The sequence below is a fragment of the Leclercia sp. 1548 genome, from assembly GCF_050435045.1.
GTDB classification, from domain to species: domain Bacteria; phylum Pseudomonadota; class Gammaproteobacteria; order Enterobacterales; family Enterobacteriaceae; genus Enterobacter; species Enterobacter adecarboxylatus.
Window position 1 is genome coordinate 108257 of sequence record NZ_JBNDJP010000006.1, and the last position, 25309, is coordinate 133565.

At 57.8% G+C, this 25309-nt stretch carries 23 protein-coding genes and 1 other annotated feature; of the genes, 12 read left to right on the plus strand and 11 right to left on the minus strand.

Annotated elements, in window-relative coordinates; translation table 11 throughout:
* Positions 1–55 precede the first annotated feature (55 nt).
* The 5 genes from ABIE02_RS16645 (at position 56) to ABIE02_RS16665 (ending at position 5337) form a co-directional block, all read left to right on the plus strand.
* Positions 56–910 carry a co-chaperone YbbN gene (locus tag ABIE02_RS16645; RefSeq protein WP_032616895.1) on the plus strand — a complete coding sequence of 285 codons (855 nt, stop codon included), beginning with the start codon at positions 56–58 and terminating at the stop codon, positions 908–910.
* A 213-nt stretch (positions 911–1123) separates the two neighbouring features.
* Positions 1124–2038: an SPFH domain-containing protein gene (locus ABIE02_RS16650; protein WP_032616893.1), complete on the plus strand. Its 915-nt coding sequence runs from the start codon at positions 1124–1126 to the stop codon at positions 2036–2038.
* Complete coding sequence (locus ABIE02_RS16655; RefSeq protein ID WP_130589219.1) at positions 2035–2493, plus strand: NfeD family protein; 459 nt, start codon at positions 2035–2037, stop codon at positions 2491–2493. The genes ABIE02_RS16650 and ABIE02_RS16655 overlap by 4 nt, the downstream gene beginning before the upstream one ends.
* 16 nt (positions 2494–2509) lie before the next feature.
* Entirely contained in the window at positions 2510–4654 is a 2145-nt protein-coding gene (locus ABIE02_RS16660) for a hypothetical protein (RefSeq protein WP_336994848.1), read from the plus strand.
* Complete coding sequence (locus ABIE02_RS16665; RefSeq protein WP_032616890.1) at positions 4624–5337, plus strand: DUF3142 domain-containing protein; 714 nt, start codon at positions 4624–4626, stop codon at positions 5335–5337. Before ABIE02_RS16660 ends, ABIE02_RS16665 begins: the two co-directional genes overlap by 31 nt.
* Here ABIE02_RS16665 and cueR read toward each other — a convergent pair.
* On the minus strand, positions 5334–5744 hold the full coding sequence (gene cueR, locus ABIE02_RS16670) for a Cu(I)-responsive transcriptional regulator (RefSeq protein WP_032616888.1): 411 nt from the start codon (positions 5742–5744) through the stop codon (positions 5334–5336). The two genes, ABIE02_RS16665 and cueR, sit on opposite strands and share 4 nt — an antisense overlap.
* Positions 5745–5851: 107 nt before the next feature.
* Between cueR and copA the strand changes: the two genes are divergently transcribed.
* The 3 genes from copA (at position 5852) to ybaK (ending at position 9903) form a co-directional block, all read left to right on the plus strand.
* Complete coding sequence (gene copA / locus ABIE02_RS16675; protein ID WP_336994849.1) at positions 5852–8350, plus strand: copper-exporting P-type ATPase CopA; 2499 nt, start codon at positions 5852–5854, stop codon at positions 8348–8350.
* Between the two features lie 78 nt (positions 8351–8428).
* Positions 8429–9223, plus strand: a complete 795-nt coding sequence (locus ABIE02_RS16680) for a TraB/GumN family protein (protein ID WP_144838285.1) — start codon at positions 8429–8431, stop codon at positions 9221–9223.
* Positions 9224–9423: 200 nt separating this feature from the next.
* A complete protein-coding gene (ybaK, locus tag ABIE02_RS16685; RefSeq protein WP_032616885.1) occupies positions 9424–9903 on the plus strand; it encodes a Cys-tRNA(Pro)/Cys-tRNA(Cys) deacylase YbaK in 480 nt (159 codons plus the stop codon).
* A gap of 97 nt (positions 9904–10000) precedes the next feature.
* On the opposite strand, the gene ushA is transcribed toward ybaK, so the two are convergent.
* Positions 10001–11653: a bifunctional UDP-sugar hydrolase/5'-nucleotidase UshA gene (ushA, locus tag ABIE02_RS16690; protein ID WP_059308592.1), complete on the minus strand. Its 1653-nt coding sequence runs from the start codon at positions 11651–11653 to the stop codon at positions 10001–10003.
* Between the two features lie 163 nt (positions 11654–11816).
* Here ushA and ABIE02_RS16695 point away from each other — a divergent pair, with 163 nt between their 5' ends.
* Together ABIE02_RS16695 and ybaL are read left to right on the plus strand one after the other, a co-directional pair.
* Entirely contained in the window at positions 11817–13022 is a 1206-nt protein-coding gene (locus tag ABIE02_RS16695; protein WP_059308593.1) for an MFS transporter, read from the plus strand.
* Positions 13023–13255: 233 nt separating this feature from the next.
* Positions 13256–14932, plus strand: a complete 1677-nt coding sequence (gene ybaL, locus ABIE02_RS16700; RefSeq protein WP_059308594.1) for a YbaL family putative K(+) efflux transporter — start codon at positions 13256–13258, stop codon at positions 14930–14932.
* A 91-nt stretch (positions 14933–15023) separates the two neighbouring features.
* On the opposite strand, the gene gsk is transcribed toward ybaL, so the two are convergent.
* From gsk to ABIE02_RS16745, 9 genes are all read right to left on the minus strand, one after another.
* A complete protein-coding gene (gene gsk / locus ABIE02_RS16705) occupies positions 15024–16328 on the minus strand; it encodes an inosine/guanosine kinase (protein ID WP_059308595.1) in 1305 nt (434 codons plus the stop codon).
* Between the two features lie 62 nt (positions 16329–16390).
* Positions 16391–17353, minus strand: coding sequence for a ferrochelatase (gene hemH, locus ABIE02_RS16710; RefSeq protein ID WP_032616879.1), 963 nt, complete (start codon positions 17351–17353; stop codon positions 16391–16393).
* 246 nt (positions 17354–17599) lie between these two features.
* A complete protein-coding gene (adk, locus tag ABIE02_RS16715) occupies positions 17600–18244 on the minus strand; it encodes an adenylate kinase (RefSeq protein WP_032616878.1) in 645 nt (214 codons plus the stop codon).
* A 217-nt stretch (positions 18245–18461) separates the two neighbouring features.
* A complete protein-coding gene (gene htpG, locus ABIE02_RS16720; RefSeq protein WP_032616876.1) occupies positions 18462–20336 on the minus strand; it encodes a molecular chaperone HtpG in 1875 nt (624 codons plus the stop codon).
* Between the two features lie 111 nt (positions 20337–20447).
* A complete protein-coding gene (recR, locus tag ABIE02_RS16725; RefSeq protein ID WP_032616875.1) occupies positions 20448–21053 on the minus strand; it encodes a recombination mediator RecR in 606 nt (201 codons plus the stop codon).
* Positions 21053–21385: a YbaB/EbfC family nucleoid-associated protein gene (locus ABIE02_RS16730; protein ID WP_032616874.1), complete on the minus strand. Its 333-nt coding sequence runs from the start codon at positions 21383–21385 to the stop codon at positions 21053–21055. The genes recR and ABIE02_RS16730 overlap by 1 nt, the downstream gene beginning before the upstream one ends.
* 53 nt (positions 21386–21438) lie before the next feature.
* Complete coding sequence (dnaX, locus tag ABIE02_RS16735; protein WP_336994850.1) at positions 21439–23373, minus strand: DNA polymerase III subunit gamma/tau; 1935 nt, start codon at positions 23371–23373, stop codon at positions 21439–21441.
* Positions 22045–22109: a sequence feature (DnaX frameshifting element), on the minus strand. (Overlaps the previous gene by 65 nt.)
* A gap of 88 nt (positions 23374–23461) precedes the next feature.
* A complete protein-coding gene (gene apt / locus ABIE02_RS16740; RefSeq protein WP_000127359.1) occupies positions 23462–24013 on the minus strand; it encodes an adenine phosphoribosyltransferase in 552 nt (183 codons plus the stop codon).
* Positions 24014–24165: 152 nt separating this feature from the next.
* On the minus strand, positions 24166–24543 hold the full coding sequence (locus tag ABIE02_RS16745; protein ID WP_032616872.1) for a DUF454 family protein: 378 nt from the start codon (positions 24541–24543) through the stop codon (positions 24166–24168).
* 50 nt (positions 24544–24593) lie between these two features.
* Between ABIE02_RS16745 and priC the strand changes: the two genes are divergently transcribed.
* Both priC and rsmS read left to right on the plus strand, forming a co-directional pair.
* Positions 24594–25121, plus strand: coding sequence for a primosomal replication protein N'' (priC, locus tag ABIE02_RS16750; RefSeq protein ID WP_032616871.1), 528 nt, complete (start codon positions 24594–24596; stop codon positions 25119–25121).
* A 12-nt stretch (positions 25122–25133) separates the two neighbouring features.
* Complete coding sequence (rsmS, locus tag ABIE02_RS16755) at positions 25134–25292, plus strand: pleiotropic regulatory protein RsmS (protein WP_032616870.1); 159 nt, start codon at positions 25134–25136, stop codon at positions 25290–25292.
* The last annotated feature ends 17 nt before the right edge of the window (positions 25293–25309 follow it).

A 25309-nucleotide genomic window follows, 5' to 3' on the forward strand; every position in this document is an offset into this window, starting at 1 on the left:
TGAAGCCACGCGCCACGCCCCCATGTAAATAAAAACTCATAACCGAGAATGACGCATGTCCGTACAGAATATTGTCAACATTACCGAAGCAAACCTGCACCAGACCCTTGAACAGTCAATGACCAAGCCGGTGCTGTTCTACTTCTGGTCTGAACGTAGCCAGCACTGTCTGGAGCTGACGCCGGTGCTCGAGAAGCTGGCAGCCCAGTACAACGGTCAGTTTATTCTGGCAAAACTGGACTGCGACGCTGAACAGATGATCGCCTCGCAGTTTGGCCTGCGCGCCATCCCAACGGTTTATCTGTTCCAGAACGGCCAGCCGGTTGATGGCTTCCAGGGGCCGCAGCCGGAAGAGGCGATCCGCGCCCTGCTGGATAAAGTCCTGCCACGCGAAGATGAGCTGAAAGCACAGCAGGCGGCGGCCCTGATGGCCGAAGGCAAACACGACGAAGCCCTGCCGCTGCTGAAAGAGGCCTGGCAACTTTCCGGTCAGAACAGCGAGACCGGTCTGCTGCTGGCAGAAACGCTGATTATCCTGAAACGCTCCGAAGATGCCGAAGTCGTGCTGAAGACCATCCCGCTACAGGATCAGGATACCCGTTACCAGGGTCTGGTAGCGCAGATTGAACTGCTGAAACAAGCCGCGGATACCCCGGAAATTCAGCAGCTGCAGCAGCAGGTTGCCGCTAACCCTGCCGATGCCGCGCTGGCCAGCCAGCTGGCACTGCAGCTGCATCAGGTTGGTCGCAACGAAGAGGCGCTGGAGCTGCTGTTCAGCCATCTGAAAACCGATCTGGCTGCCGCTGATGGCCAGGCGCGTAAAATGTTCCAGGAAATTCTGGCGGCGCTCGGTACGGGCGATTCACTGGCCTCGACCTATCGCCGTAAGCTGTACGCCCTGCTGTACTGATCACTCTAACCAGCCCGGCGGCACGTTGCTCGCCGGGCCAGCCACACCTTGCTGTTTTTATCTCGCCCCGCCATATTTAGCGGGGCGTTTTTATGTCTGGATCCCGCCCGCCTCGTTGATTCCGCGCGAATTTATGCCTGTTTGTCGGTATACTAATGAACAACAAACGAACAGTTGTTATCGCAACAAGGAATGCAAAACAGGAGGTTTTATATGTTCATCGTCATCCCTATTCTGATCTTCGTCGCGCTGGTCATTGTGGCCGCCGGGGTGAAAATTGTCCCTCAGGGCTATCAATGGACGGTTGAGCGTTTTGGTCGTTACACCAACACGCTGCAGCCGGGCTTAAGCCTGGTCGTCCCCTTTATGGATCGCATTGGTCGCAAGATCAATATGATGGAACAGGTGCTTGATATCCCGTCCCAGGAGGTTATCTCCAGAGATAACGCCAACGTCACTATCGACGCGGTCTGTTTTATTCAGGTCATTGACGCGCCAAAAGCCGCCTACGAGGTGAGCAACCTTGAGCTGGCCATCATCAATTTAACCATGACCAATATCCGTACCGTTCTCGGCTCGATGGAGCTGGACGAAATGCTCTCCCAGCGCGACAGCATCAATACCCGCCTGCTGCACATCGTGGATGAAGCCACTAACCCGTGGGGCATCAAAGTCACCCGTATTGAGATTCGCGACGTGCGTCCACCCGCTGAGTTAATCACCTCCATGAACGCCCAGATGAAGGCCGAGCGAACCAAACGCGCCTATATTCTGGAAGCCGAAGGGGTGCGCCAGGCAGAGATCCTGAAGGCCGAAGGGGAAAAACAGTCACAGATCCTCAAAGCCGAGGGCGAACGCCAGTCTGCATTTTTACAGGCTGAGGCTCGCGAGCGGTCGGCCGAAGCGGAAGCCCGCGCCACCCAGATGGTCTCGGAGGCAATCGCCGCCGGGGATATCCAGGCGATTAACTACTTCGTGGCGCAAAAATATACCGACGCGCTGCAACAAATCGGTTCGGCGGATAACAGCAAAGTCGTGATGATGCCGCTGGATGCCAGCAGCCTGATGGGGGCGATCGGTGGCATCGCGGAACTGATCAAAAACAGCGGCAACGAGCGCAAATCATGATCGAGACGATCGCAGCACATCCGCATGTCTTCTGGCTGAGCCTTGGCGGCCTGCTGCTGGCGGCAGAAATGCTCGGCGGCAACGGCTACCTGCTGTGGAGCGGCGTGGCGGCGGTGATCACCGGGCTGCTGGTCTGGCTGCTGCCGTTTGACTGGGCGTGGCAGGGGGCGCTGTTTGCGGTGCTGACCCTGACCGCCGCCTGGCTCTGGTGGCGCTGGCTCTCAAGACAGGTGCGCAGGCAAAAGCCCGCCGACGCCCGGCTCAACCAGCGTGGACAGCAGCTGGTGGGGATGCAGTTTACGCTGGATAGCGCCCTGGTAAACGGGCGCGGCCATATGCGCGTAGGCGACAGTTCCTGGCCGGTTATTGCCGATGAGGATCTCAGCGCGGGCACCAAAGTCGAGGTCGTTGCCGTCGAGGGGATCACCCTTCGCATCCGAACCCTTTCCCGATAAGAACAGGAATAGCATCATGGTCAGGAAGACGACGCTGGCAATCAGCGTTAGCGCATTACTGGCGAGCACCGCACCGGCATTCGCCTCGTTTGATATGGAAGACTGCAAGTGGAGCGATGAGCACTGTCTGCTGAAAGGCGATCCAGTGCTGACGCCCGGCAACGACTCTCGCGATAACCTGCTGCGTCTGCTGAGTGAAGCCAAATCCTTCACTCTGCCCGTGCAGTCGATACCAGCGGATATTACCCGCTCCCGGGATGTCTATTTTGCCTACCACCCGGAGTGGGATGACCTGGAGGATCCGGCTCCCGCAGCCGTGGACAAACCGGCTGAAGAGAGCCTCCTCAACAAGCAGTTGGCCGCCTTGCAGCTTGAGCCAGTCGAAACGGATCAGGATGGTGAGCAGGAAAACCGCTTCGTCTCGAACAACGCCGGGAGCCTCAGTCAGTTTTTTGCCGCGCTGCTGGCCGACGATTCCCTGACGGCGGAACAGCGCCATGCCCTGGCGCAGGCGCGTCTGGGGCTTTACGCTGCCGCGTCCGATGAGCAGATTTCGGCCTCGCTGGCGACGCTTCCCGCCGACTCGGCCGCCCTGCTGTATAAAACCTATCTGACCGGCGCAGCCCGTTTTTATGCCGGGGATTACGAGGGCGCGGATCGGGCCTTTGCCCCGCTGATCGACAGCGATCGCCCGTGGCTGGCTGAAACCGCGCACTATATGCTGATGCGCACGGCGCTGAACAAAAGTAGCCAGAACAGCATGGGCGAGTATGGCGATTTTACTATCGATCGCATCGACCGTCCGGCTGCAGAACAGGCGCAGAAAGCCGCCCAGGCATATCTTCAGCGCTGGCCCGAGGGCCGTTACGCCGACTCCACGCGCGGGATGCTGCGCCGCATCAACTGGTATCTGCAGGCGTGGCCGCAGCTGGCGGGGCTGTACGAGCAGCAGTTCCAGCAGGCTGCCGATGCCGGGGCGCTGCGGGGGTTGGTTATCGAATACGATAATGTCTACGGCATGCAGTTCAACGGTCGCGCCGTGCGGGAGGCTTTCCCCGATGCGCCGCTGATAAGCTATATCGAGCTGCTGCGCGCCCTTCGCCTGAACAGCGATGAGAAACCGACGCTGACGCAGGACGATCTCAATAGCAGCAAACCGGCCTTTGAACAGCGCGGCAAGCTGGCGCTGTGGCGCAATTTACAGCTGAACCTGTGGCAGGCGACAGACAACAATGCCGCCATCCTTCAGGCCGTCAAACCGGCAGAACAGCTCCCGCCGCACGACATTCTCGCCTTTAGCGAACAGGTTCTGTATGGCGAAGCGCTGATGGCGCAAAAGCAGTGGCCCGCCGCGCGCGATTTCTGGCTCAAATTGCTCAAGCTCAGCCAGGATGCGGAACAGCAGCAGTATGTGCAGGCCAAACTGGCGGCTACCCTGGTCTTTAGCGGCGACACAGAGGCAATTTTTGCCGCGGACAGCGCCATCACCAATCTGCGTTTTCGCTCGCGGGTGCTGAAAACGGTGGCCTCCCCCGAACGGTTACGCCAGCAGGCCAGCCAGGGACCTAACAACGAAGAGCGCACCATTGCGCTGCATACCCTGCTGGTGCGCGATTTGACTGAGAACCGCTTTAGCGACTGGTTAAAAGACAGAAAGCTCGCCAGCGCCATTACGCATCCGGTTCTGGGCAAGGCGTTTGACGATGTGAATCTGAGCGCCTTCGACTGGAACGGCGATGCCGCCGAAAACGGGTACGTCTGTCGAAGCCTGAATGAAACGGTGCACGTGCTCAGCCAGAACGCCAACGATGCCCATGCCCTGAACTGTCTGGGTGAGTTCTTCCGCACCTCAAATACCCATGTCGATCTGTGGAAAGACAGCGCGGGTAATGACGTACTGGAGATGGCGATCCACCGCAAAACGCCTTACGGGCAGTTCGACAGGCAGGCCTACTATCAGCAGGTCATTGCGGCACCGAAGGCAGAGCCAGAAGATAAAAGCTATGCGCTTTATCGGGCCATCATGTGTTATGCCCCGTCCGGCATGAACGAATGTGGCGGCGCAGATGTAGACAAAGCCCAGCGCAAAAGCTGGTTCTCGCAGTTGAAAACGCAGTATCCGGGCAGTCCGTGGGCGCAAAAGCTCAAGTATTACTGGTAGCCGCGCTGCTGGCCGGGCAGGCGCAGGCGGAGATCGTCACCGCTGGCGAGCACCCGGCCTTCTGGCTCTGGTCGGGCGTGAAAGCCAGTGACGCGTTGAAAGCGGCGCAAACGGTCTATCTGCATCAGGGTGAAGTGCTGGCCCGGCCTGGTGAGGTGGTGTTTCAACGCCTCGGCCTGCCGGTCAGCCGCCTGACGTTTCCGTCAATCTGGCTAACCGTGCGCTTTACCACCCTTGAGGTGCCGCCAACCGTCCTGCCGAGAATTGTGCGTTTAATGCAGCGCTGGCAGGCGGCCGGAAATCAGGTGGTGGGGTTGCAGATCGATTTTGATGCCGCAACCCACCAGCTGGCGGATTACGCTCGCTTTCTGCGCACACTTCGCCAGCAGCTGCCGCCTGAGTTTGCGCTGGGGGTGACCGGGCTGCTGGACTGGGCGAAAACCGGCGATGTCGCCACGCTGAACACCCTGGCGGTGGATGAACTGGTGATCCAGAGCTATCAGGGCCGTCATACGGTAGATAACTATCAGGCCTATTTGCCCGCACTTGCCCGGCTGCGCATTCCGTTCAAGCTCGGGCTGGTAGAGGGCGGCAAACGGGATCGCCAGGCCGAGGCGCAGCTACAGCGCTCCCCCTGGTATCGCGGGACGGTGGTCTTTATGCTCAATCCGGCGCGCGGTTAGGCCTTCACCTTGCGATGGCAGCAGCCGGAAAGGTTATCGATGATCGGGCAGTCTGCGCCTTCATCCCCGGGGCAGCTCTCTGCCAGCGCCAACAGCTGATCGCGCATGGTCTGCAACTCCAGGATATGGCGTTCAATTTCGGCGACCTTCTCGAGGGTCCGGCTTTTCACATCGGCGCTGTGTCGCGCGGGATTGTTAAACAGGTTCACCAGGTCGCCGCACTCATCAAGATTGAACCCCACCTGGCGAGCCTGACGCAGCAGCGTGAGTTCATCGAGGTGCTTTTGCGTGTAGCTCCGGTAGCCGTTCTCGCTGCGCAGCGGCGGCGTCACCAGCCCTTTCTCTTCGTAAAACCGGATTGCTTTGCTGGTTAACCCGGTTTTTTTGGCAACATCACTGATATTCACGTTTCCCCCTTGACCTTCCCCTTGATGGAAGGTTTAACCTTCATAACAGTTAGATGAAAGTGTCCCTCCGGTCAATATCTGGCTGGAGATTTATAAGGAGTATTCGTATGTCTCACACCATCGATCTGACACTGGACGGCCTCTCCTGCGGCCACTGTGTCAAACGCGTTAAAGAGAGTCTGGAGCAACGCCCGGACGTTGACACCGCAGAGGTCACCATCGACCACGCCGCCGTTACCGGCAGCGCCAGCGCCGATGCCCTGATCGACACCATCAAACAGGCCGGTTACGGTGCGGTGTTAAGCCACCCAAAGGCTGATCCGCTGACAGCGTCAACAACTCCGTCGGAAGCACTGACAGCGGCCCCCTCTGAGCTTCCGGCAGCTCACGACAGTGATGACAGCCAACAGCTGTTGATCAACGGCATGAGCTGCGCCAGCTGCGTTACCCGAGTACAGAACGCCTTGCAGGCCGTACCGGGTGTCGCACAGGCACGGGTCAACCTGGCGGAGCGCACTGCGCTGGTGATGGGCCATGCCTCCGCCGCTGATTTAGTGCAGGCCGTTGAAAAAGCAGGCTATGGCGCCGAGGCGATTGAAGATGACCTCAAACGCCGTGAACGCCAGCAGGAAACGGCCATTGCCACCATGAAACGTTTTCGCTGGCAGGCGATTGTCGCCCTGCTGGTGGGGATCCCGGTGATGGGCTGGGGCATGCTCGGTGACAATATGATGGTCACCGACGACAACCGCACGCTGTGGCTGGTAATTGGCGTTATCACACTCGGGGTGATGATCTTTGCTGGCGGCCATTTTTATACCAGCGCCTGGAAAAGCCTGAAAAACCGCACCGCTACCATGGATACGCTGGTGGCGTTGGGCACGGGCGCGGCGTGGCTCTACTCGATGAGCGTCAACGTCTGGCCGCAGTGGTTCCCGATGGAAGCCCGCCATCTCTATTATGAAGCCAGCGCCATGATTATCGGCCTGATTAACCTCGGCCATATGCTGGAGGCGCGGGCGCGCCAGCGCTCCTCCAAAGCGCTGGAAAGATTGCTCGATTTAACTCCGCCGACCGCCCGGGTAGTCACGGAAAACGGTGAACAAAACCTGCCGCTGGCCGAGGTTCAGGCAGGGATGATCCTGCGCCTGACGACCGGCGATCGCGTCCCGGTGGACGGCGACATTACCCAGGGCGAAGCCTGGTTTGACGAAGCCATGCTCACCGGCGAACCGGTGCCGCAGCAGAAAAGCGCCGGGGAGAGCGTCCACGCCGGTACGGTGGTGCAGGATGGCAGCGTGCTGTTCCGCGCCAGTGCCGTCGGCAGCCACACTACGCTGTCGCGCATCATCCGCATGGTGCGCCAGGCCCAGAGCAGCAAGCCGGAGATCGGCAAGCTGGCGGATAAAATTTCCGCTATTTTCGTGCCGGTGGTGGTGGGTATTGCCCTGTTCAGCGCCGCTATCTGGTACTTCTTTGGCCCTACGCCGCAGATTGTCTACACCCTGGTGATCGCTACCACGGTGCTGATCATCGCCTGTCCGTGCGCATTGGGGCTGGCGACGCCAATGTCGATTATCTCTGGCGTTGGCCGGGCCGCAGAATCCGGCGTGCTGGTGCGTGATGCCGACGCCCTGCAACGCGCCAGCACCTTAGACACTCTGGTATTTGATAAAACCGGAACCCTCACCGAAGGTAAACCGCAGGTAGTCGCCGTCGATACCACGGGCGGGATCGACCAGGCCGAAGCGCTGCGCCTGGCCGCCGCGCTCGAACAGGGTTCCAGCCACCCGCTGGCACGGGCGATTCTGGAGAAAGCAGATGCCTCCCTGCCGCAGGTGAATAACTTCCGTACTCTGCGCGGGCTGGGGATCAGCGGGGACGTTGATAACCGTAGGCTGCTGCTGGGCAACCAGGCGCTGCTGGCCGAAAACGGCATCGACACCGGGGCGCTGGATACGCAGTTGCAGGCCCATGCCGCGCAGGGGGCGACCCCGGTACTGCTGGCGGTGGATGGCCAGGTCGCGGCGCTGTTTGCCGTACGCGATCCGCTGCGCGCCGACAGCGTGAGTGCGCTGCAACGCCTGCACCGCGCGGGCTATCGTCTGGTGATGCTGACCGGGGATAACGCCGTCACCGCTCAGGCGATTGCCAGCGAGGCCGGTATTGATGAGGTGATCGCGGGTGTGCTGCCGGACGGCAAAGCGGATGCGATTATCAAACTGCAGGATCAAGGCCGCCGCGTAGCCATGATTGGCGACGGCATCAACGATGCCCCGGCGCTGGCCCAGGCGGATGTTGGGATCGCCATGGGCGGCGGCAGCGATGTCGCCATCGAAACGGCGGCGATCACCCTGATGCGCCACAGCCTGATGGGCGTGGCCGATGCGCTCGCCATCTCGAAAGCGACCCTGCGCAACATGAAGCAGAACCTGCTGGGAGCCTTTGTCTATAACGCCTTCGGCATTCCCATCGCCGCCGGGATCCTCTGGCCGCTGACCGGTACGCTGCTCAACCCGGTAGTGGCGGGTGCCGCCATGGCCCTCTCCTCGATTACCGTGGTGAGCAACGCCAACCGCCTGCTGCGGTTTAAACCGAAAGAGTAACCGCGTGCATAAGACAAGGACGTCTTGCACCGCCCTTTCCCACGCGCTAGCATGAATTTTTACCATCCTGGAGCGCGTATGAGTCTGTTTCAACGTATAAAAGCATCGTTTCGCGCCCTTTTCCCCCGCCGCTATCGCTGGCCCGGCCTCGATATCTCCTTGCCTGGCGGGCAGCACCTGCATCTGGTCGGCAGCATCCATATGGGCACCCGGGATATGTCTCCCCTGCCCGCGGGCCTGATCGACAGGCTGCACAATGCCGATGCGCTGATTGTAGAAGCGGATATTTCCGGGGAGGAGTCGCCCTTTTCAGGCCTGGCGATCCCGCCTCCGCTCAGTGAGCGCCTTAGCGCCAGCCAGCTGGCCGAGGTGGAACGGCTTGCCGACGAGCTTGGGCTGTCGCTCTCTATGCTTGAAAGCCAGCCGTTATGGCAAATCGCGATGGTGTTGCAGGCCACGCAGGCCCAGCGTCTGGGGCTGCGGGGCGATTACGGCATTGATTACCAGTTGCTTAATGCCGCCCGTACACAACAGCTGCCCATTATTGAGCTGGAGGGGGCCGCCAGCCAGATTGCCCTGCTGCGCCAGATGCCAAACGACGGCTTACTGCTGCTGGAAGATACCCTGACTCACTGGCACACCAATGCCCGGTTGCTGCAAACCATGGTGAGCTGGTGGCTGGATTCACCCCCCATCGTCGACAGGCTGGCACTTCCGGCCACCTTCAGCGAATCGCTGTATGACGTGCTGATGCACGAGCGTAACCAGGCATGGTGCGAGAAGCTGCGCGCGCTGCCTGCGGGACGGTATGTGGTTGCGGTTGGGGCGCTGCATTTGTACGGCGAGGGGAATTTGCCGTCATTGCTGAGATAAAAAAGTGGCCAATATTTCTATTGGCCCGTCAAAGAGGAATTTCATCGTTATTATTATGCCGAAGGAGACCTCCGGTTGAGCCGATTGTCGCTCAAAGTGACCATCACTGCCAACACTATATGCGCAAGATGGTGCTATTTTTTAGCCTCTTCTGAGGCGTATGCTTAGAGCGTTTATTGTCCGGGCTAAGAAGGATTGCTATGACACCCGCCGTGAAATTACTCGAAAAAAACAAAATCACTTTTCGGATCCATACCTATGACCACGATCCGAGTGAAACCAATTTTGGTGATGAAGTGGTGCGTAAACTGGGGCTGAACGCCGACCAGGTTTATAAAACGTTGCTGGTTGCGGTCAACGGCGATATGAAGCATCTCGCCGTGGCGGTGACGCCGGTTGCCGGGCAGCTGGATCTCAAAAAGGTGGCGAAGGCGCTGGGCGCCAAAAAAGTGGATATGGCCGACCCAATGGTGGCGCAGCGCACGACGGGGTATCTGGTGGGCGGTATCAGCCCGCTGGGCCAGAAAAAACGTCTGCCAACCCTGATCGATGCCCCTTCTCAGGCCTTTGAAACGATCTATATTTCGGGCGGCAAGCGCGGGCTGGATATTGAGCTGGCGGCCAGCGATCTGGCCAAAATGCTGGATGCGCAGTTTGCGGATATCGCACGCCGGGAATAAAAAAAGCCGGGTGGCGGCTACGCCTTCCCCGGCCTACAACATGAAAACCATCCAACCGCTGGCCGGGTAAGCGAAACGCCACCCGGCACGGCCTTCATTACTGCCAGCTCACCTCACCCTTAGGTTCATACGCGTTCACATCCAGCGGAGAATTCTGCTGGATATACTGCTTCAGCACCTCGGCGTCGATAAAGCCGGTATTCACATAGCCCGGTTTGTCATCGATATGCGGATAACCGTCGCCGCCGGTGGCGTTAAAGCTCAGGGTCGCCATCCGATAGGTTTTGGCCGGGTCAACCGCTTCGCCTTTGATCTTCAGGTCGTTGAGTACCCCGCCCTTCGCCACAAAGCTGACGTTGGCGAACTGCGGATAGGCACCGGAGTCAGGCTTCATCTGTGCTACCGCGGTCAGGTAATCCGTCACCTCTTTGCCGGTCATATCGACATACACCAGCACGTTGCCAAACGGCTGCACCTTCAGGACATCTTTATAGGTGATATCACCGCCTTCAATGGAGTCGCGGATCCCGCCGCCGCTCATTACCGCAAAATCGGCGTTAGTACGCGCCATTTGCGCTGCCAGCACCAGGTGCCCCATGTTGGTCTGCACGAAACGCACCTTACTGCGATCCCCTTCCAGCCTGCCGGAGAGTGTACCGATCTTCACATCCAGCTGGGCTTTGCCTTTATTCTGGAACGGCGACAGCAGGGAGAGCATCTGTGGGTTTTCCGCAATTTCCGGGGTATAGAGGACGCGCTCGCTCTGGCCGTTATCGTAGGTCACCTTCTTCTTCAGGTTGACCGGGATCAGCTGATAATGCACCAGCTTCATCTCCCCGTTACGGAATTCGAAATCCGCGCGGCCGACGTATTTACCCCACTCATGGGCCTGCACAATCCAGATGCCGTTCTGCTTGTCCGGCGCGCACGGCGTGCCAGGCACATAGTCCACCTGCTTTTTATTTTCTGACGCCATGCAGACCGGATCCTGGGAGTGACCGCCCACAATCATCGCCAGCGAACCCGCCGGCAGGCTGCGCGCCATCTCCACATCGCCCGGGGCGTTCGAGCCGTGGTCGCCATTATCGTAATGGCCCATATGGGTGGTGGCGATAATCACGTCCGGTTTTTCGTTCTGCTGTAATTCCTGGATCACCAGCTTCGCTTCGTCGGCCGGTTTACGGAATTCGATATCGGTAAAATATTCCGGGTTGCCGATTTTGGCTGTGTCATCGGTGGTCAGCCCGACCACGGCGATTTTAATATCCTGGCGTTTGAAAATGGCCCAGGGTTTAAATAAACGCTCGCCGGTGCTTTTCTGGTAAATATTGGCGGAGAGGAACGGGAATTTGGCCCACTTCTCCTGCTGGCGTAATACTTCGATAGGATTATCAAATTCGTGGTTACCGACGGCCATCGCATCGTAGCCAATCAAATTCATGCCGCGGAAATCGGGTTCTGCATCCTGTAAATCCGATTCCGGCACGCCGGTATTAATGTCGCCGCCGGAGAGTAACAGCACGCTGCCGCCTTTGGCTGCCACCTCTTTGCGGATCCCGTCCACCAGCGTCTTCTGCGCCGAGAGGCCATACTCGCCATATTCGCTGCGCCAGAAGTGGCCGTGATGATCGTTGGTATGCAGGATGGTAATGTTATAGGTTTTATCCTGCTCCCAGGCCTGAGCTGGCAGGCTTAACAGACCGCACGCCGCGATTATTGCCAGCGCGATGCCTCGCTTCATTAACTTCATTTCTTCACTCCCTGATCCATAGACAAAGGCAAAAATTACAGCGAGTAAGCAGAATAGACAACTTTGTTTTCAGAAATGCGACTTTCCTCAAATGTCGGGGACAGGTATGTTAGTCGGATAATAATTACATCCTGCATTTCCTATAACAATCGACGTGGTATTTATGGCAATCAGTGAATCTACTCCACCGGTGTCGGCTGCTAAGTCTCGCACCTCATTTGGTATTCTCGGCGCAATCAGTCTTTCACATCTGCTGAACGATATGATCCAGTCGCTAATTCTGGCGATCTATCCGCTATTACAGTCCGAGTTCTCCCTTACCTTCGTGCAGATCGGCATGATCACCCTGACCTTCCAGCTGGCCTCATCGCTGCTGCAACCGGTGGTGGGTTACTGGACGGATAAATATCCGATGCCATGGTCACTGCCGATTGGCATGTGCTTTACCCTGAGCGGCCTGATCCTGCTGGCTATGGCGGGCAGCTTTGAGGGCGTTTTAGTGGCCGCCGCACTGGTGGGTACCGGCTCGTCGGTCTTCCACCCGGAGTCGTCCCGCGTGGCGCGCATGGCCTCCGGGGGCCGTCACGGTCTGGCGCAGTCGCTGTTCCAGGTGGGCGGTAACTTCGGTAGCTCCCTCGGCCCGCTGCTGGCAGCGGTGATTATTGCCCCGTACGGTAAAGGCAACGTGGCGTGGTTTGTGCTGGCGGCGCTGTTAGCGATTGTGGTGCTGGCGCAGATCAGCCGCTGGTATGCGGCCCAGCACAAGGTAAATAAGGGCAAACCAAAAGCGCCGGTAATTAATCCCCTGCCGCGCAACAAGGTAATTCTCGCCGTCAGCATCCTGCTGATGCTGATTTTCTCCAAATACTTCTACATGGCGAGCATCAGCAGCTATTACACCTTTTATCTGATGGAAAAATTCGGATTATCGGTACAAAACGCCCAGTTTCACCTGTTTGCCTTCCTGTTTGCGGTAGCAGCAGGGACGTTTATTGGCGGGCCATTGGGGGATAAGATTGGGCGTAAATATGTTATTTGGGGCTCTATCCTCGGCGTAGCGCCTTTCACCCTTATTTTACCTTACGCAAGTCTGTGGTGGACGGGTGTTTTAACCGTGATTATTGGTTTTATCCTCGCCTCCGCGTTTTCGGCCATCCTGGTGTATGCCCAGGAGCTGCTTCCGGGACGTATCGGCATGGTTTCCGGGCTGTTTTTTGGTTTTGCCTTCGGGATGGGCGGCCTTGGCGCGGCGGTATTAGGGCTGATTGCAGACCATACCAGCATCTTTTTGGTCTACAAAATCTGTGCTTTCCTGCCACTTCTTGGGATGTTGACCATATTCCTGCCTGATAATCGGCATAAAGCCTGATTTATCCGCGGTCAAACTCCTGGTTTGGCCGCAACCTTCCCTACTGCCATAAGCCTTTCTTAGCATAGCCTCTGCAAAATCGTCCTGTTCTGCTTTCGTTTAACTGTTATTGCTGTTTTACTCAAATTTCAACAATTATTCATAAACATAATCATTAAATTTGTCATAAACTATTACTCGGCTTTTTGGTTTTAAACCAAAAATGGATTAACTCAGCAACGAAAGGAGACGGAATGCATCACGCCACACCGCTTATCACCACCATTGTCGGTGGACTTGTACTCGCATTTATACTCGGCATGCTTGCCAATAAACTTCGCATTTCGCCTCTGGTGGGCTATTTATTAGCTGGCGTGTTAGCCGGTCCCTTTACCCCAGGTTTTGTTGCTGATACTAAACTTGCCCCGGAGCTGGCGGAGCTTGGCGTGATCCTGCTGATGTTCGGTGTTGGTTTGCATTTCTCCCTGAAGGATCTGATGGCGGTAAAGTCCATCGCCATTCCCGGCGCGATCGCCCAGATAGCCGTGGCGACGTTGCTGGGTATGGCGCTTTCAGCGATGCTGGGCTGGCCGCTGATGACCGGCATTGTATTTGGTCTGTGTCTTTCTACCGCCAGTACCGTGGTGCTGCTGCGCGCGCTTGAAGAGAGGCAGCTGATTGACAGCCAGCGGGGGCAGATCGCTATTGGCTGGCTGATTGTTGAAGATCTGGTAATGGTGTTAACCCTGGTGCTGCTGCCTGCTGTCGCAGGGATGCTCGAAAAAGACAACGTCGGCTTTGCCACGCTGGCGCTGGATATGAGTATCACTATCGGTAAAGTGGTGGCGTTTATCGCCATTATGATGCTGGTAGGTCGCCGCCTGGTGCCGTGGATCCTCTCCCGCAGCGCTGCGACCGGCTCGCGCGAGCTGTTCACCCTCGCGGTGTTGGCCCTGGCGCTGGGCATCGCCTTTGGCGCCGTTGAGTTGTTTGATGTCTCCTTCGCCCTCGGCGCTTTCTTTGCCGGGATGGTGCTGAATGAATCTGAGCTGAGCCACCGCGCCGCCCACGATACCCTGCCCCTGCGCGATGCATTTGCCGTGCTGTTCTTCGTCTCCGTGGGGATGCTGTTCGACCCGCGGGTGCTGATTGATCAGCCGCTGGCCGTGCTTGGCACCCTGGCAATCATCATCTTTGGTAAGTCGGTCGCCGCGTTCTTCCTGGTGCGTCTGTTCGGTCACTCGCCGCGTACCGCATTGACCATCGCCGCCAGCCTTGCGCAGATTGGTGAGTTTGCCTTCATCCTTGCCGGGCTGGGCATGGCGCTGGATCTGCTGCCACAGGCCGGGCAAAATCTGGTGCTGGCGGGGGCAATCCTCTCGATTATGCTCAACCCGGTGCTGTTCGCCCTGCTGGAAAAATACCTCGAAAAAACCGAAACCCTTGAAGAGCAGACGCTGGAAGAGGCGACGGAAGAAGAGAAGCAGATCCCGGTGGATATCTGCAACCATGCCCTGCTGGTCGGCTTTGGCCGCGTCGGGAGCCTGCTGGGCGAGAAGCTGATGGCCCAGGGCATTCCGCTGGTGGTGATTGAAACCTCCCGCACGCGAGTGGACGAACTGCGCGAGCGCGGTATCCGCGCGGTGCTGGGCAATGCGGCGAATGAAGAGATCATGAATCTGGCGCATCTTGACTGCGCACGCTGGTTGCTGCTGACCATCCCCAACGGTTACGAAGCCGGTGAGATTGTGGTTTCCGCCCGTGAAAAATCCCCGCACCTGGAGATTATTGCCCGGGCGCATTACGACGACGAAGTGGAATACATCATGGAACGCGGCGCTAATCAGGTGGTAATGGGCGAGCGTGAGATCGCGAATACCATGCTGTCGCTGCTGGAGAAACCGCCGGTTGAAGCGACGGTGACGGGTTAAGTTCGCTGCGGGCTGATGCCCTCACCCTGGCCCTCTCCCACAGGGAGAGGGAACAAACACTAAAAAGGCAACTCACGTTGCCTTTTTGCTTTTACCTGTCCCAGTAAGACTCTTCCAGGCTATCTTCCCGCTCCGGCAAGCCACGCGTTAAGCGCGGTGAGTGCTGGTTTAGCACCTGATAGCTCACGCGGTTCGCATATTTACACACCTGCGCCAGTGACGAATAGGTCAGCCAGTTAAACTTGTGTTTGCTGGAGTTCGGCACGTTGGTGCGATGGAAGGCGTTGGCGGTGATATCGTGCAGCAGCGCAGCCAGCGCGCCGTCTCCTGCGCCGTTTGTGTTCATGATCTTCTCAGGCCCACCCATATACGGGGCGATATGCGAGAAGATACGCAGCGGGTTCTGGCAATCCTTGTGGCGCATGGCGCGACTGAATTCAAACTGGTTGAACTCGGCGATCGCCCCTGGCAGCAGTGGATGCTGGGTTTTGCGTTTCGCCTCTTCTTCGGTGAAGCCCGCCATATACAAGCCTACCGGCCCGGCGGTGCAGAGTACCAGATCGACCCAGTCCAGCGCTTTATCAGAAGCCAGCAGCGGATCGCTCTCGCCGGTCAGGGCTTCGGCCTCTTCTTCATTCATCGCCAGAATAGAGACGTGCTCTTTCAGGAAGGCCTGCCACCACTCCGGGTTATCCGCGATCACGAATTTGGTACCCAGGGTCAGGACCACCGGCACGTTATACTTCTTCGCGTACTCTATCGCCTTCATGGTGGCTTCCGGCATCGGCTCGCCCGGCTTGCAACGCACCAGATAGGAGGTCAGCACCAGCGCTGATGCCCCGGCAATCACCTCTTCCGGGATGCTCTCTGCGCGCAGTTTGTTCATGTGCCCTGGGCTGATGGCGAAGGTACGCTCGCCGGATTCGCCGATCAGCGTGAAGCAGCGGCCAATCGCCCCGTCCACCCCTTGCAGGTAGTTCAGATCGGTACGGCTGGAGGTGTTGCAGAGGTAGCGGTAGGCGTAACTGCCAATTTCGATGTTGCTGCACATCACACCCAGCAGAACGGAGCGGTCATCCGCCAACACCGAGTAGTTGTGCATGGTGTTGCCGATGGTGCCACCGGCAAACTGATGGGTAATGAGGTTGTCCCGTACCAGCTCCTGGTACAGCGCTTCCGCAACATTGTCTTCAATGACCAGGGAGTGCCCGGCGCTCAGGCCGTAACGCGCGACAAACGCATCGTCCACTTTTGCTTCAATATCCACCAGCGTCTGATCGATACCCACCACCCAGGCGGCGTTGGTCTCATTCTCCGGCTGAATTTGCTGGAGCAGCGGATCGCGGGCGTTAACGGGAAAGTAGTGTTTGGATTTGCGTTTACCGGGAAATTTCATCTTCTGAGCTACGAGTAACGGATGGGCCGGAAATGGTAGCACAATCCCGGCCTTTAACGCGATCAGCGGCTGTTAGTCACCAGCGACACCATCATCTCGATGTGTTCTGGGTCGTCGTTCAGCGCCGGAATGTACTCGTATTTCGTTCCGCCCGCTTCGAGGAAGAACTCGCGGTTTTGTACCGCAATTTCCTCCAGGGTTTCCAGACAGTCGGCCGCAAAGCCCGGCGACATGACCTGGATGTGCTTCACGCCTTTCTCGCCCAACATTTTGAGGGTTTCATCCGTATAAGGGGTCAGCCACGGCTCGCGGCCAAAGCGCGACTGGAAGGTCATCATCACCTTTTCCGGCGGCAGGCCCAGGGCGGACACCAGCTCACGCGTGGTATCGCGGCAGCGCTGCGGATAATCGTCACCTTCATCGGCGAACCGCTGCGGGATACCGTGATAGGAAAGCAGCAGTAGATCCGGCTCGCCGTGTTTTGCAAAGGACGCGCGTGCGCTGCTGGCAAGGGCGTTGATATACATTTCGTTATCCGCGTAATCGCGAATAAAGGTCACGGAAGGAATACGGCGTCGGGTCGCCAGAATACGCGCCAGCTCGTCCCAGACCGCGGCGACGGTGGAGCAGGAGTATTGCGGATAGAGCGCCAGCACCACGATATGGTCCACGCCCTGTGCCAGCAGCTCTGTGACGGCGCTTTCCAGCGACGGTTTACCGTAGCTCATCCCCAGCGCAACCGGAATATCCGGCAGACGGGCGGCCAGCGCCTTCTCCTGGCGGCGGCTGTAGACCATCAGCGGCGACCCCTCTTCCATCCAGACGGACTGATAGAGCTTAGCCACACGCGGCGAACGGATCGGCAGGATCACGCCACGCAGCAATGGCCACCATAGCAGGCGCGGGGTATCCACAACGCGCGTATCACTCAGAAACTGACGCAGATAACGGCTGACCGCTGCGGGGGTTGGGGCTTCGGGGGTACCTAAATTGGCAAGCAGGATGCCGGTTTTCGCCTGACTCATTCACGCCTCATAACCTTATAACAGGCTGATAAGTGTATCTGAAAAGTGCGTAAACGGAACCCATTGCTGCGATAGATAAGATGAGAATTTTTCTCACCCGGGGGCCCGGGTGAGAGTCACGACATCCTTCAGGCTGCCTCTGTGTTGGCTGCGTACCCTTACCTCAGTCACAGCGTTATCTGAATGACTGGGATTCGCGTACGTGCCGCCGCGATACAACCCGAATGACTGGGTGATGGTGTGCGATTAGCCGAGGATTTTTTCCAGCTCTGCACGAACTTCAGCGACAGGCTTGGTGCCGTCAACTTTAGCGTATTTGGTGTTACCCGCCTGCGCTTCCTGAGAGTAGTAGCCGATCAGTGGCGCGGTCATCTGATGGTATTCCACCAGGCGCTTACGCACGGTCTCTTCCTGATCGTCTTTACGGGTGGTCAGCTCTTCGCCGGTCACGTCGTCTTTACCTTCCACCTGCGGTGGATTGAATTTCACGTGGTAAACGCGGCCGGAAGCGGCGTGTACGCGACGACCGATGATACGGTCCACGATCAGTTCGTCCGGTACGTCGAACTCCAGAACGTAATCCACGTTGATGCCCGCTTCTTTCATGGCATCAGCCTGAGGAATGGTACGTGGGAAGCCGTCCAGCAGGAAACCGTTGCGGCAATCTTCCTGAGTAATGCGTTCTTTAACCAGAGCAATAACCAGCTCATCGGTTACCAGTTTGCCGGCGTCCATAATGTCTTTCGCCTGTTTGCCCAGCTCGGAGCCAGATTTAACAGCGGCACGCAGCATGTCACCCGTAGAGATTTGCGGAATACCGTATTTCTCCATGATGAACTGAGCCTGAGTTCCTTTACCCGCGCCCGGAGCGCCAAGCAGAATAATACGCATTGCGAAAATCCCCTCAAAAGTTGGTTCAATTTTTCAAAAAGCGCTAAACAATACCATCAGAACGGACGTGGCTCAAGGAAGGCGGGAAGGCTGAAACGGTTAACGAGGGAGATAATTTGACAGAGGGCAGAGGATTTCCCCTCACCCTGCCCTCTCCCCAAAGGGGAGAGGGTATTGAAGTCCCCTCTCCCCTTTGGGGAGAGGGGCAGACGTTTAATTACGCCAGCAGCAACGCATTGACGCGCTTGATGAACTGGTTTGGATCTTCCAGCGTGCCGCGCTCGGCCAGCAGGGACTGATCCAGCAGCAGTTCAACCCACTCGGCAAAGCGGGCGTCGTCCTGGGTGTCTGCCGCGCGTTTCACCAGCGCGTGATCCGGGTTGAGTTCAAAGATGTACTTCACTTCCGGTACGCTCTGGCCCGCAGCAGCGAACAGCTTCGCCATCTGGGTGCTCATCTCATCGGCTTCGGTGGTGACGATGGCTGGCGTATCGGTCAGACGGTGTGTGAAGCGCACCTCTTTCACGCGATCGCCCAGATGGGTTTTCACACGCTCAACAAATGGCTCCAGCGCTTTTTCCGCCTCTTTCGCGGTTTCGTCCACTTCATCCGCCAGCTTGTCGATGGACTCATCGGCTTTCGCCACGGACTGGAACGCTTTACCGCTGAACTCGGTCAGGTAGTTCATCATCCACTCATCGATGCGATCGGAAAGCAGCAGCACTTCGATGCCTTTCTTACGCAGCAGCTCGAGGTGCGGGCTGCTCTTCGCCGCGGCATAGCTGTCGGCGGTGATGTAGTAGATCTTCTCCTGCCCTTCCTTCATGCGGGAGATATACTCTTCCAGCGACACGGTCTGCTCGGAGGAGTCGGTATGCGTGGAGGCAAAGCGCAGCAGTTTGGCAATGGCTTCGACGTTGGACGAATCTTCCGCCGGGCCTTCTTTCAGTACCAGGCCGAACTGTTTCCAGAAGGTCTGGTATTTTTCTGCGTCGTCTTTCGCCAGCTTGTCCAGCATCTGCAGAGCACGTTTGCTCAGGGCGGTGCGCAGGTTGCGGGTCACGGTGCTGTCCTGCAGGATCTCACGAGAGACGTTCAGCGGCAGATCGTTGGAATCAATCAGGCCACGCACAAAGCGCAGGTAGTTCGGCATGAACTGCTCGGCTTCGTCCATGATGAACACGCGCTGCACGTACAGCTTCAGGCCGTGCTTGTGATCGCGGTTCCACATATCCCACGGCGCCTGCGCCGGGATGTACAGCAGGCTGGTGTACTCCTGCTTCCCTTCCACGCGGTTGTGGCTCCAGGTCAGCGGATCGGTAAAGTCGTGGGCGATGTGCTTGTAGAACTCGGTGTACTCTTCGTCTTTGATCTCAGACTTGTTACGCGTCCACAGCGCCTGCGCCTTGTTGATCTTCTCCCAGGAAATAACGGTTTCGCCGTCCTGTTCTTCCCGTTTTTCGATCTCAACCGGCAGAGCGATATGGTCAGAATATTTGCTGATGATGGAGCGCACGCGCCAGTCGTTGAGGAAATCGTCTTCCCCTTCACGCAGGTGCAGGGTGATCTCGGTGCCGCGATCGGCTTTGGTGATGTCGGCTACAGTGTATTCGCCTTCACCATGGGATTCCCAGAAGACGCCGTTTTCAGCGCTCTCGCCTGCCGCACGGGTGCGTACGGTGACTTTATCCGCCACGATGAACGCCGAATAGAAGCCCACGCCGAACTGGCCGATCAACTGGCTGTCTTTAGCCTGATCGGAACCCATGGACTGCAGGAAGGCTTTGGTGCCGGATTTCGCGATAGTACCGAGATGGTCAATGGCTTCATCGCGGGTCATGCCGATGCCGTTATCCGCGATGGTCAGGGTGCGGTTCTCTTTATCAAACGAGACGCGCACGCGCAGTTCGCCGTCACCTTCATACAGCTCTGGCTTCGAGAGTGCACGGAAACGCAGCTTGTCTGCCGCATCAGAGGCGTTAGAGATAAGCTCACGCAGGAAGATTTCTTTATTGGAATAAAGAGAATGGATCATCAGATGCAGAAGTTGTTTTACTTCTGACTGGAAACCGCGGGTTTCTTGTCCTTTCATACTAAGTCGACCTCAACAATGCCATTTAATGGGGTTTAAAAGCGTTGAGGGAGAGATGGGGATAGCGAGGAAGGTTTTCAAGCGGAGGCCACGGCTGCAGCCTCCGTTTGGTCAGAAAATAATCTTGTGACGACCGGCCAGAGAGTGTGACAGCGTGGTGCCGTCCACCATCTCCAGCTCGCCGCCCACCGGTACGCCGTGGGCGATACGGCTGGCTTCGACGCCTGACTCCGCGCACAGTTCCGCGATGTAGTTGGCCGTTGCCTCCCCTTCCACCGTTGGGTTGGTGGCGAGGATCACCTCGTTGATCGTTTCCGATTTCAGACGCTGTTCCAGACGGTCCAGACCAATATCATCCGGGCCGATACCATCCAGCGGCGACAGGTGGCCCATCAGCACAAAATAGCGGCCAGAAAACTGCCCGGTCTGTTCGATGGCGTAGATGTCCGCAGGACTCTCCACCACGCAGATCTGACCGTTTTCCTGACGGCGCGGATTGGCGCAGATGTTACACACTTCCTGCTCGGTAAAGGTGCGGCAGTCTGCACAGTGTCCGATTTCTGACATGGCGCGGGTCAACGCCTGCGCCAGACGCATGCCGCCGCTACGATCGCGCTGCAGCAGGGTAAACGCCATGCGCTGCGCTGACTTCGGGCCTACGCCCGGCAGGCAGCGTAGCGCTTCCATTAGCTGCGTGAGCAGCGGACTGGTTTGCATCAGAACGGCATCTTAAAGCCCGGTGGCAGCTGCATTCCAGAGGATACAGAGGCCATTTTTTCTTTCTGGGTTTCGTCGATACGGCGCGCAGCATCGTTAAATGCAGCGGCGACCAGATCTTCCAGCATGTCTTTGTCGTCTTCGAGCAGGCTTGGGTCGATCTCCACGCGACGGCAGTTATGCGCACCGTTGATGGTCACTTTGACCAGACCTGCGCCAGATTCGCCAGTCACTTCCATCTGTGCGATCTCTTCCTGCATCTTCTGCATTTTTTCCTGCATCTGCTGGGCCTGCTTCATCAGACCACCCAGACCGCCTTTACCACCAAACATAGGCTTCTCTCTTCTTTCACGTTAAAGATAACAACCGTAAGTCAGACTCACGATCAAATGGGTCGAATACTCTCTTCATCCAGTTCTGCATCAAAGTAACGTTGCAGGGTCTGAATGTTATTATCCGCGATAATCGACTCACGCGCCTGCGCGAGTTTCTCTTCATAGATGGCCTGACGCCACTCCAGCGGCGTTCGCACCGCCGGATTATCATCTTCAATGATGGTCAATTCAACAGGCGCACCCTGTAATGTGGAGAGCGCCTCAGTCAGGACCTGTTGGGCACTTGCTGAGTTCAGATGGCGCTGGCCCGAACGCAGATGCAGGCAGATCCGGTTGCCGTCCTGTTCACGCCAGGCATTCAGGGCAACCTGCTCCACCAGCTTGGGCAGTTTTAACTGACTGACCTCAGCCGCCCAGGCATCACGCTCCAGCGACTCCCCGGCAAGCTTAGCGGCCAGTTCCGGGGTTTTCTCGTGCTCCAGCGCCTTTTTCAGCGCCTTTGGCGTGGCGACTTCCACCTTCACCTCTTCGGTGACGGTGGTCGCTTTCCAGCGATAGGCCTCTTTCTTTGCCGGAGCCTGTGGCTCAGACGTGACCGAGGTAGAACGCGACTGCACGCGCTCCGAGACCGAGGCCAGACGTTCAAGCGCGGCGTTATTTACCGGCCGCGCTCTTGCAGGCGCTGCCGGTTCACTCTTTTTTGGCTTGGTTGCTCCCTGCGCGCGTTGCAACTGATTGCGGGCGGCGAGTACCGAACTGGTAGCATCCGACAGCGGCACATCGTGGCGCGGCAGTGGCGGTGCACTCTGCTGCACGGGAACCTGCGGCGGCGTCATCACTGCCGTGGGGGCGACCGGCGCGAAAGAGGGTTGCGGCACCTCGGGTTCCGGCAGCGGCATTCGCGGATGGAACGCCAGCGCGCGCAGCAGGGTCATTTCCACGCCCATGCGGCGATCCGGTGCAAAAGGCAGCTCTTTGCGACCAATTAACAGGGTTTGATAGTAGAGCTGCACGTCGGTTGGCGGGATAGTACGCGCCAGTTCGCGCATGCGCTGCTCAATCGCGGCCATGTCCGGCCCCAGCGCAGCCGGGGAGAGCTGTATCATCGCAATGCGGTGCAGCAGGCTAAGCATCTCAACCAGCAGGGCTTCCCACTCGATGCCGCGCGCCGCTGAGGCGTGGACTAACGCCATCACTTGCTCGCCGTTGGCCTCGACCACCGCCTCAATCAGCGACAGGGCCTGATCGTCGTCCAGGGTGCCGAGCATGGTGCTGACCGCAAGCGTCGTCAGCTGCCCATCACCGCTGGCAATGGCCTGATCGGTGAGGCTGAGCGCATCGCGCAGGCTGCCGTCAGCGGCACGCGCCAGCAGCTGCAGGGCACGCGGTTCGTGCGTCACCTGCTCTTCATTCAGAATATGTTCAAGCTGATCGCGGATCTGCCCGACGTCCAGCGCCTTCAGATGGAACTGCAGGCAGCGGGATAAGATGGTCACCGGCAGCTTTTGCGGATCGGTGGTCGCCAGCAGGAACTTGACGTGTGCAGGCGGCTCTTCCAGCGTCTTCAGCAGGGCGTTAAAGCTGTGGCGCGACAGCATGTGCACTTCATCGATCAGATAGACCTTGAAGCGGCCGCGCGCCGGGGCGTACTGGACGTTATCCAGCAGATCGCGGGTATCTTCAACTTTCGTGCGCGAGGCGGCATCGATCTCAATCAGATCGACAAAGCGCCCCTGCTCGATTTCACGGCAGTTGTCGCAGACGCCGCACGGCGTGGCGGTGATCCCGCTTTCGCAGTTGAGGCCTTTCGCCAGTAAACGGGCAATAGATGTTTTACCGACGCCGCGGGTGCCGGAAAAAAGATAGGCGTGATGGATACGTCCTAGCGATAAGCCGTTCGCCAGGGCGGTCAGCACATGTTCCTGGCCGACAACGTCAGCAAAGGTTTGGGGTCGCCATTTACGGGCTAACACCTGATAACTCATGGGCAGGCTCTGCAACGCTGGAAGGTGGATAATCAGGGGGTAATGCTAACACAACCTCACCCGTTGGGCGAGGTTGTGGGCGGGAGGATTAATGTCCCGGGAAAGGCACGAGGCTGTAGCTGGTGATGCCCTGTTTTTCCAGGCGCTGTTCGCCACCCAGATCGAACAGGTTGATGATGAAGGCCGCATCGGTCACTTCGCCACCCAGACGACGGATCAGCTTCACGGTCGCCTCAATGGTGCCACCGGTTGCCAGCAGATCGTCAACCACCAGCACTTTGTCGCCAGGCTTGATCGCATCAACATGGATCTCAAGCTGGTCGGTACCGTACTCAAGCTCGTAGCTTTCAGCGATGGTTTCGCGTGGCAGTTTGCGCGGCTTACGCACCGGCACAAAACCAACGCCCATTGCCAGCGCAACCGGGGCGCCAAACAGGAAACCGCGTGCTTCGGTGCCGACAACTTTGGTGATCCCGGCGTTTTTGTAACGCTCGACCAGCAATTCAATGCTGAGGGCGTACGCTTTCGGGTCTTCCAGCAAGCTGGTGACATCACGGAAAAGAATGCCAGGTTTTGGATAGTCCTGGATACTTTTGATGCTGTTTTTAAGGTATTCAAGCTGCTGCGCAGTTGCGGTCATAAATGGATGCCTGATGAAAACGGTGTTACTCACGGAGCGGAGAGATGGTCGGTCAAAATAACAATTGCTTAACCTTTGACCAAGCCTGCCCGTGCTCGAAAACGGTCGAATTTACTGGCTGCGCACAAGAATTGCAACAGCCAGTCTGAGGATTATTGCTTTTGTTGCTTTCCATCAACTACGGGCATCCGCCACATGAAAATTAGCAGGCACGCGAGGATAGCCAACAGCAGGATCCGCACCCACATAATTTTTACCATCCATAATGAAATGGCGAAGGTGACGAGGATCACCGCAATGGCCCGCGGCTTCGCGCCGGGCGGCATGGCGCGGTACTGTTGCCAGTGGCGCAGATAGCCGCCAAACCATGAGCGGTACAGCAGCCATTGGTGAAAACGCGGAGAAGAACGGGCGAAGCACCAGGCGGCCAGTAATATAAAGGGGGTGGTTGGCAGAATGGGTAAAACGACGCCCAGCGTGCCGAGCACTACCGCTAGCCAGCCAATGATGATTAAAATAGTACGCTGCATAATGCGATTCGTTATCAAACTGAACGGCTACTGTACCACTGGAGAGCGGATTGAAAACAGCCTTGCTTTTACAGACGCTGCAAAATCAGCTGACGTCCCTGCGTACGCAGGCCGCCCCCCTGATGCAGCACGCTACGCTAAAACCGCGCTTTGACCGGCAGCTGTTTCGTACCCGCAGCACAGTGATGAAAGATTATCTTGATGAAGCTCAGGCCAATCTTGATGAATTGGGTCATGCGGTAGAGAAGGCGCAAACGGAGCAGGTCAACTGGCTGGCCACCCATCTGGCCGAGCAGATCGCCGCCCTGCACAGGGAGATTGCCGCCTGGCCTTTACGGGTCTGGGACAGTGCTTCTGCCGGTGCGACAAAATGGCAGCGCAAGCGGCTGGAGCATCAGGAGTTTGAGCGGCGGCTGTGTGAAATGAAGTCTGAACGCGAGGCGCGGCTGAACCAGGCCGAAACGCTGGAAGAGCAGCAGATGCTGATGCGCGAAATTACTGCGCTGGAGGGGCGGCTTGAACGCTGTCGCAAAGCACTGGATGATATTGAGCGCGTGATTGCGCGTCTGACCCGTTAACAGGAGTAGTGTGTGTCACTGGAAAACGCCCCCGATGAAATAAAGCTGGCGGTTGATCTGATCATGTTGCTGGAAAATCATGACATCCCGGCCGAGACGGTGCTGAAGGCGCTGGAGATTGTGAAGCGGGATTTTGAGGGGAAAATCGACGCCGCTTCCCCCTCACCCTAACCTTATTCCAAAGGGAG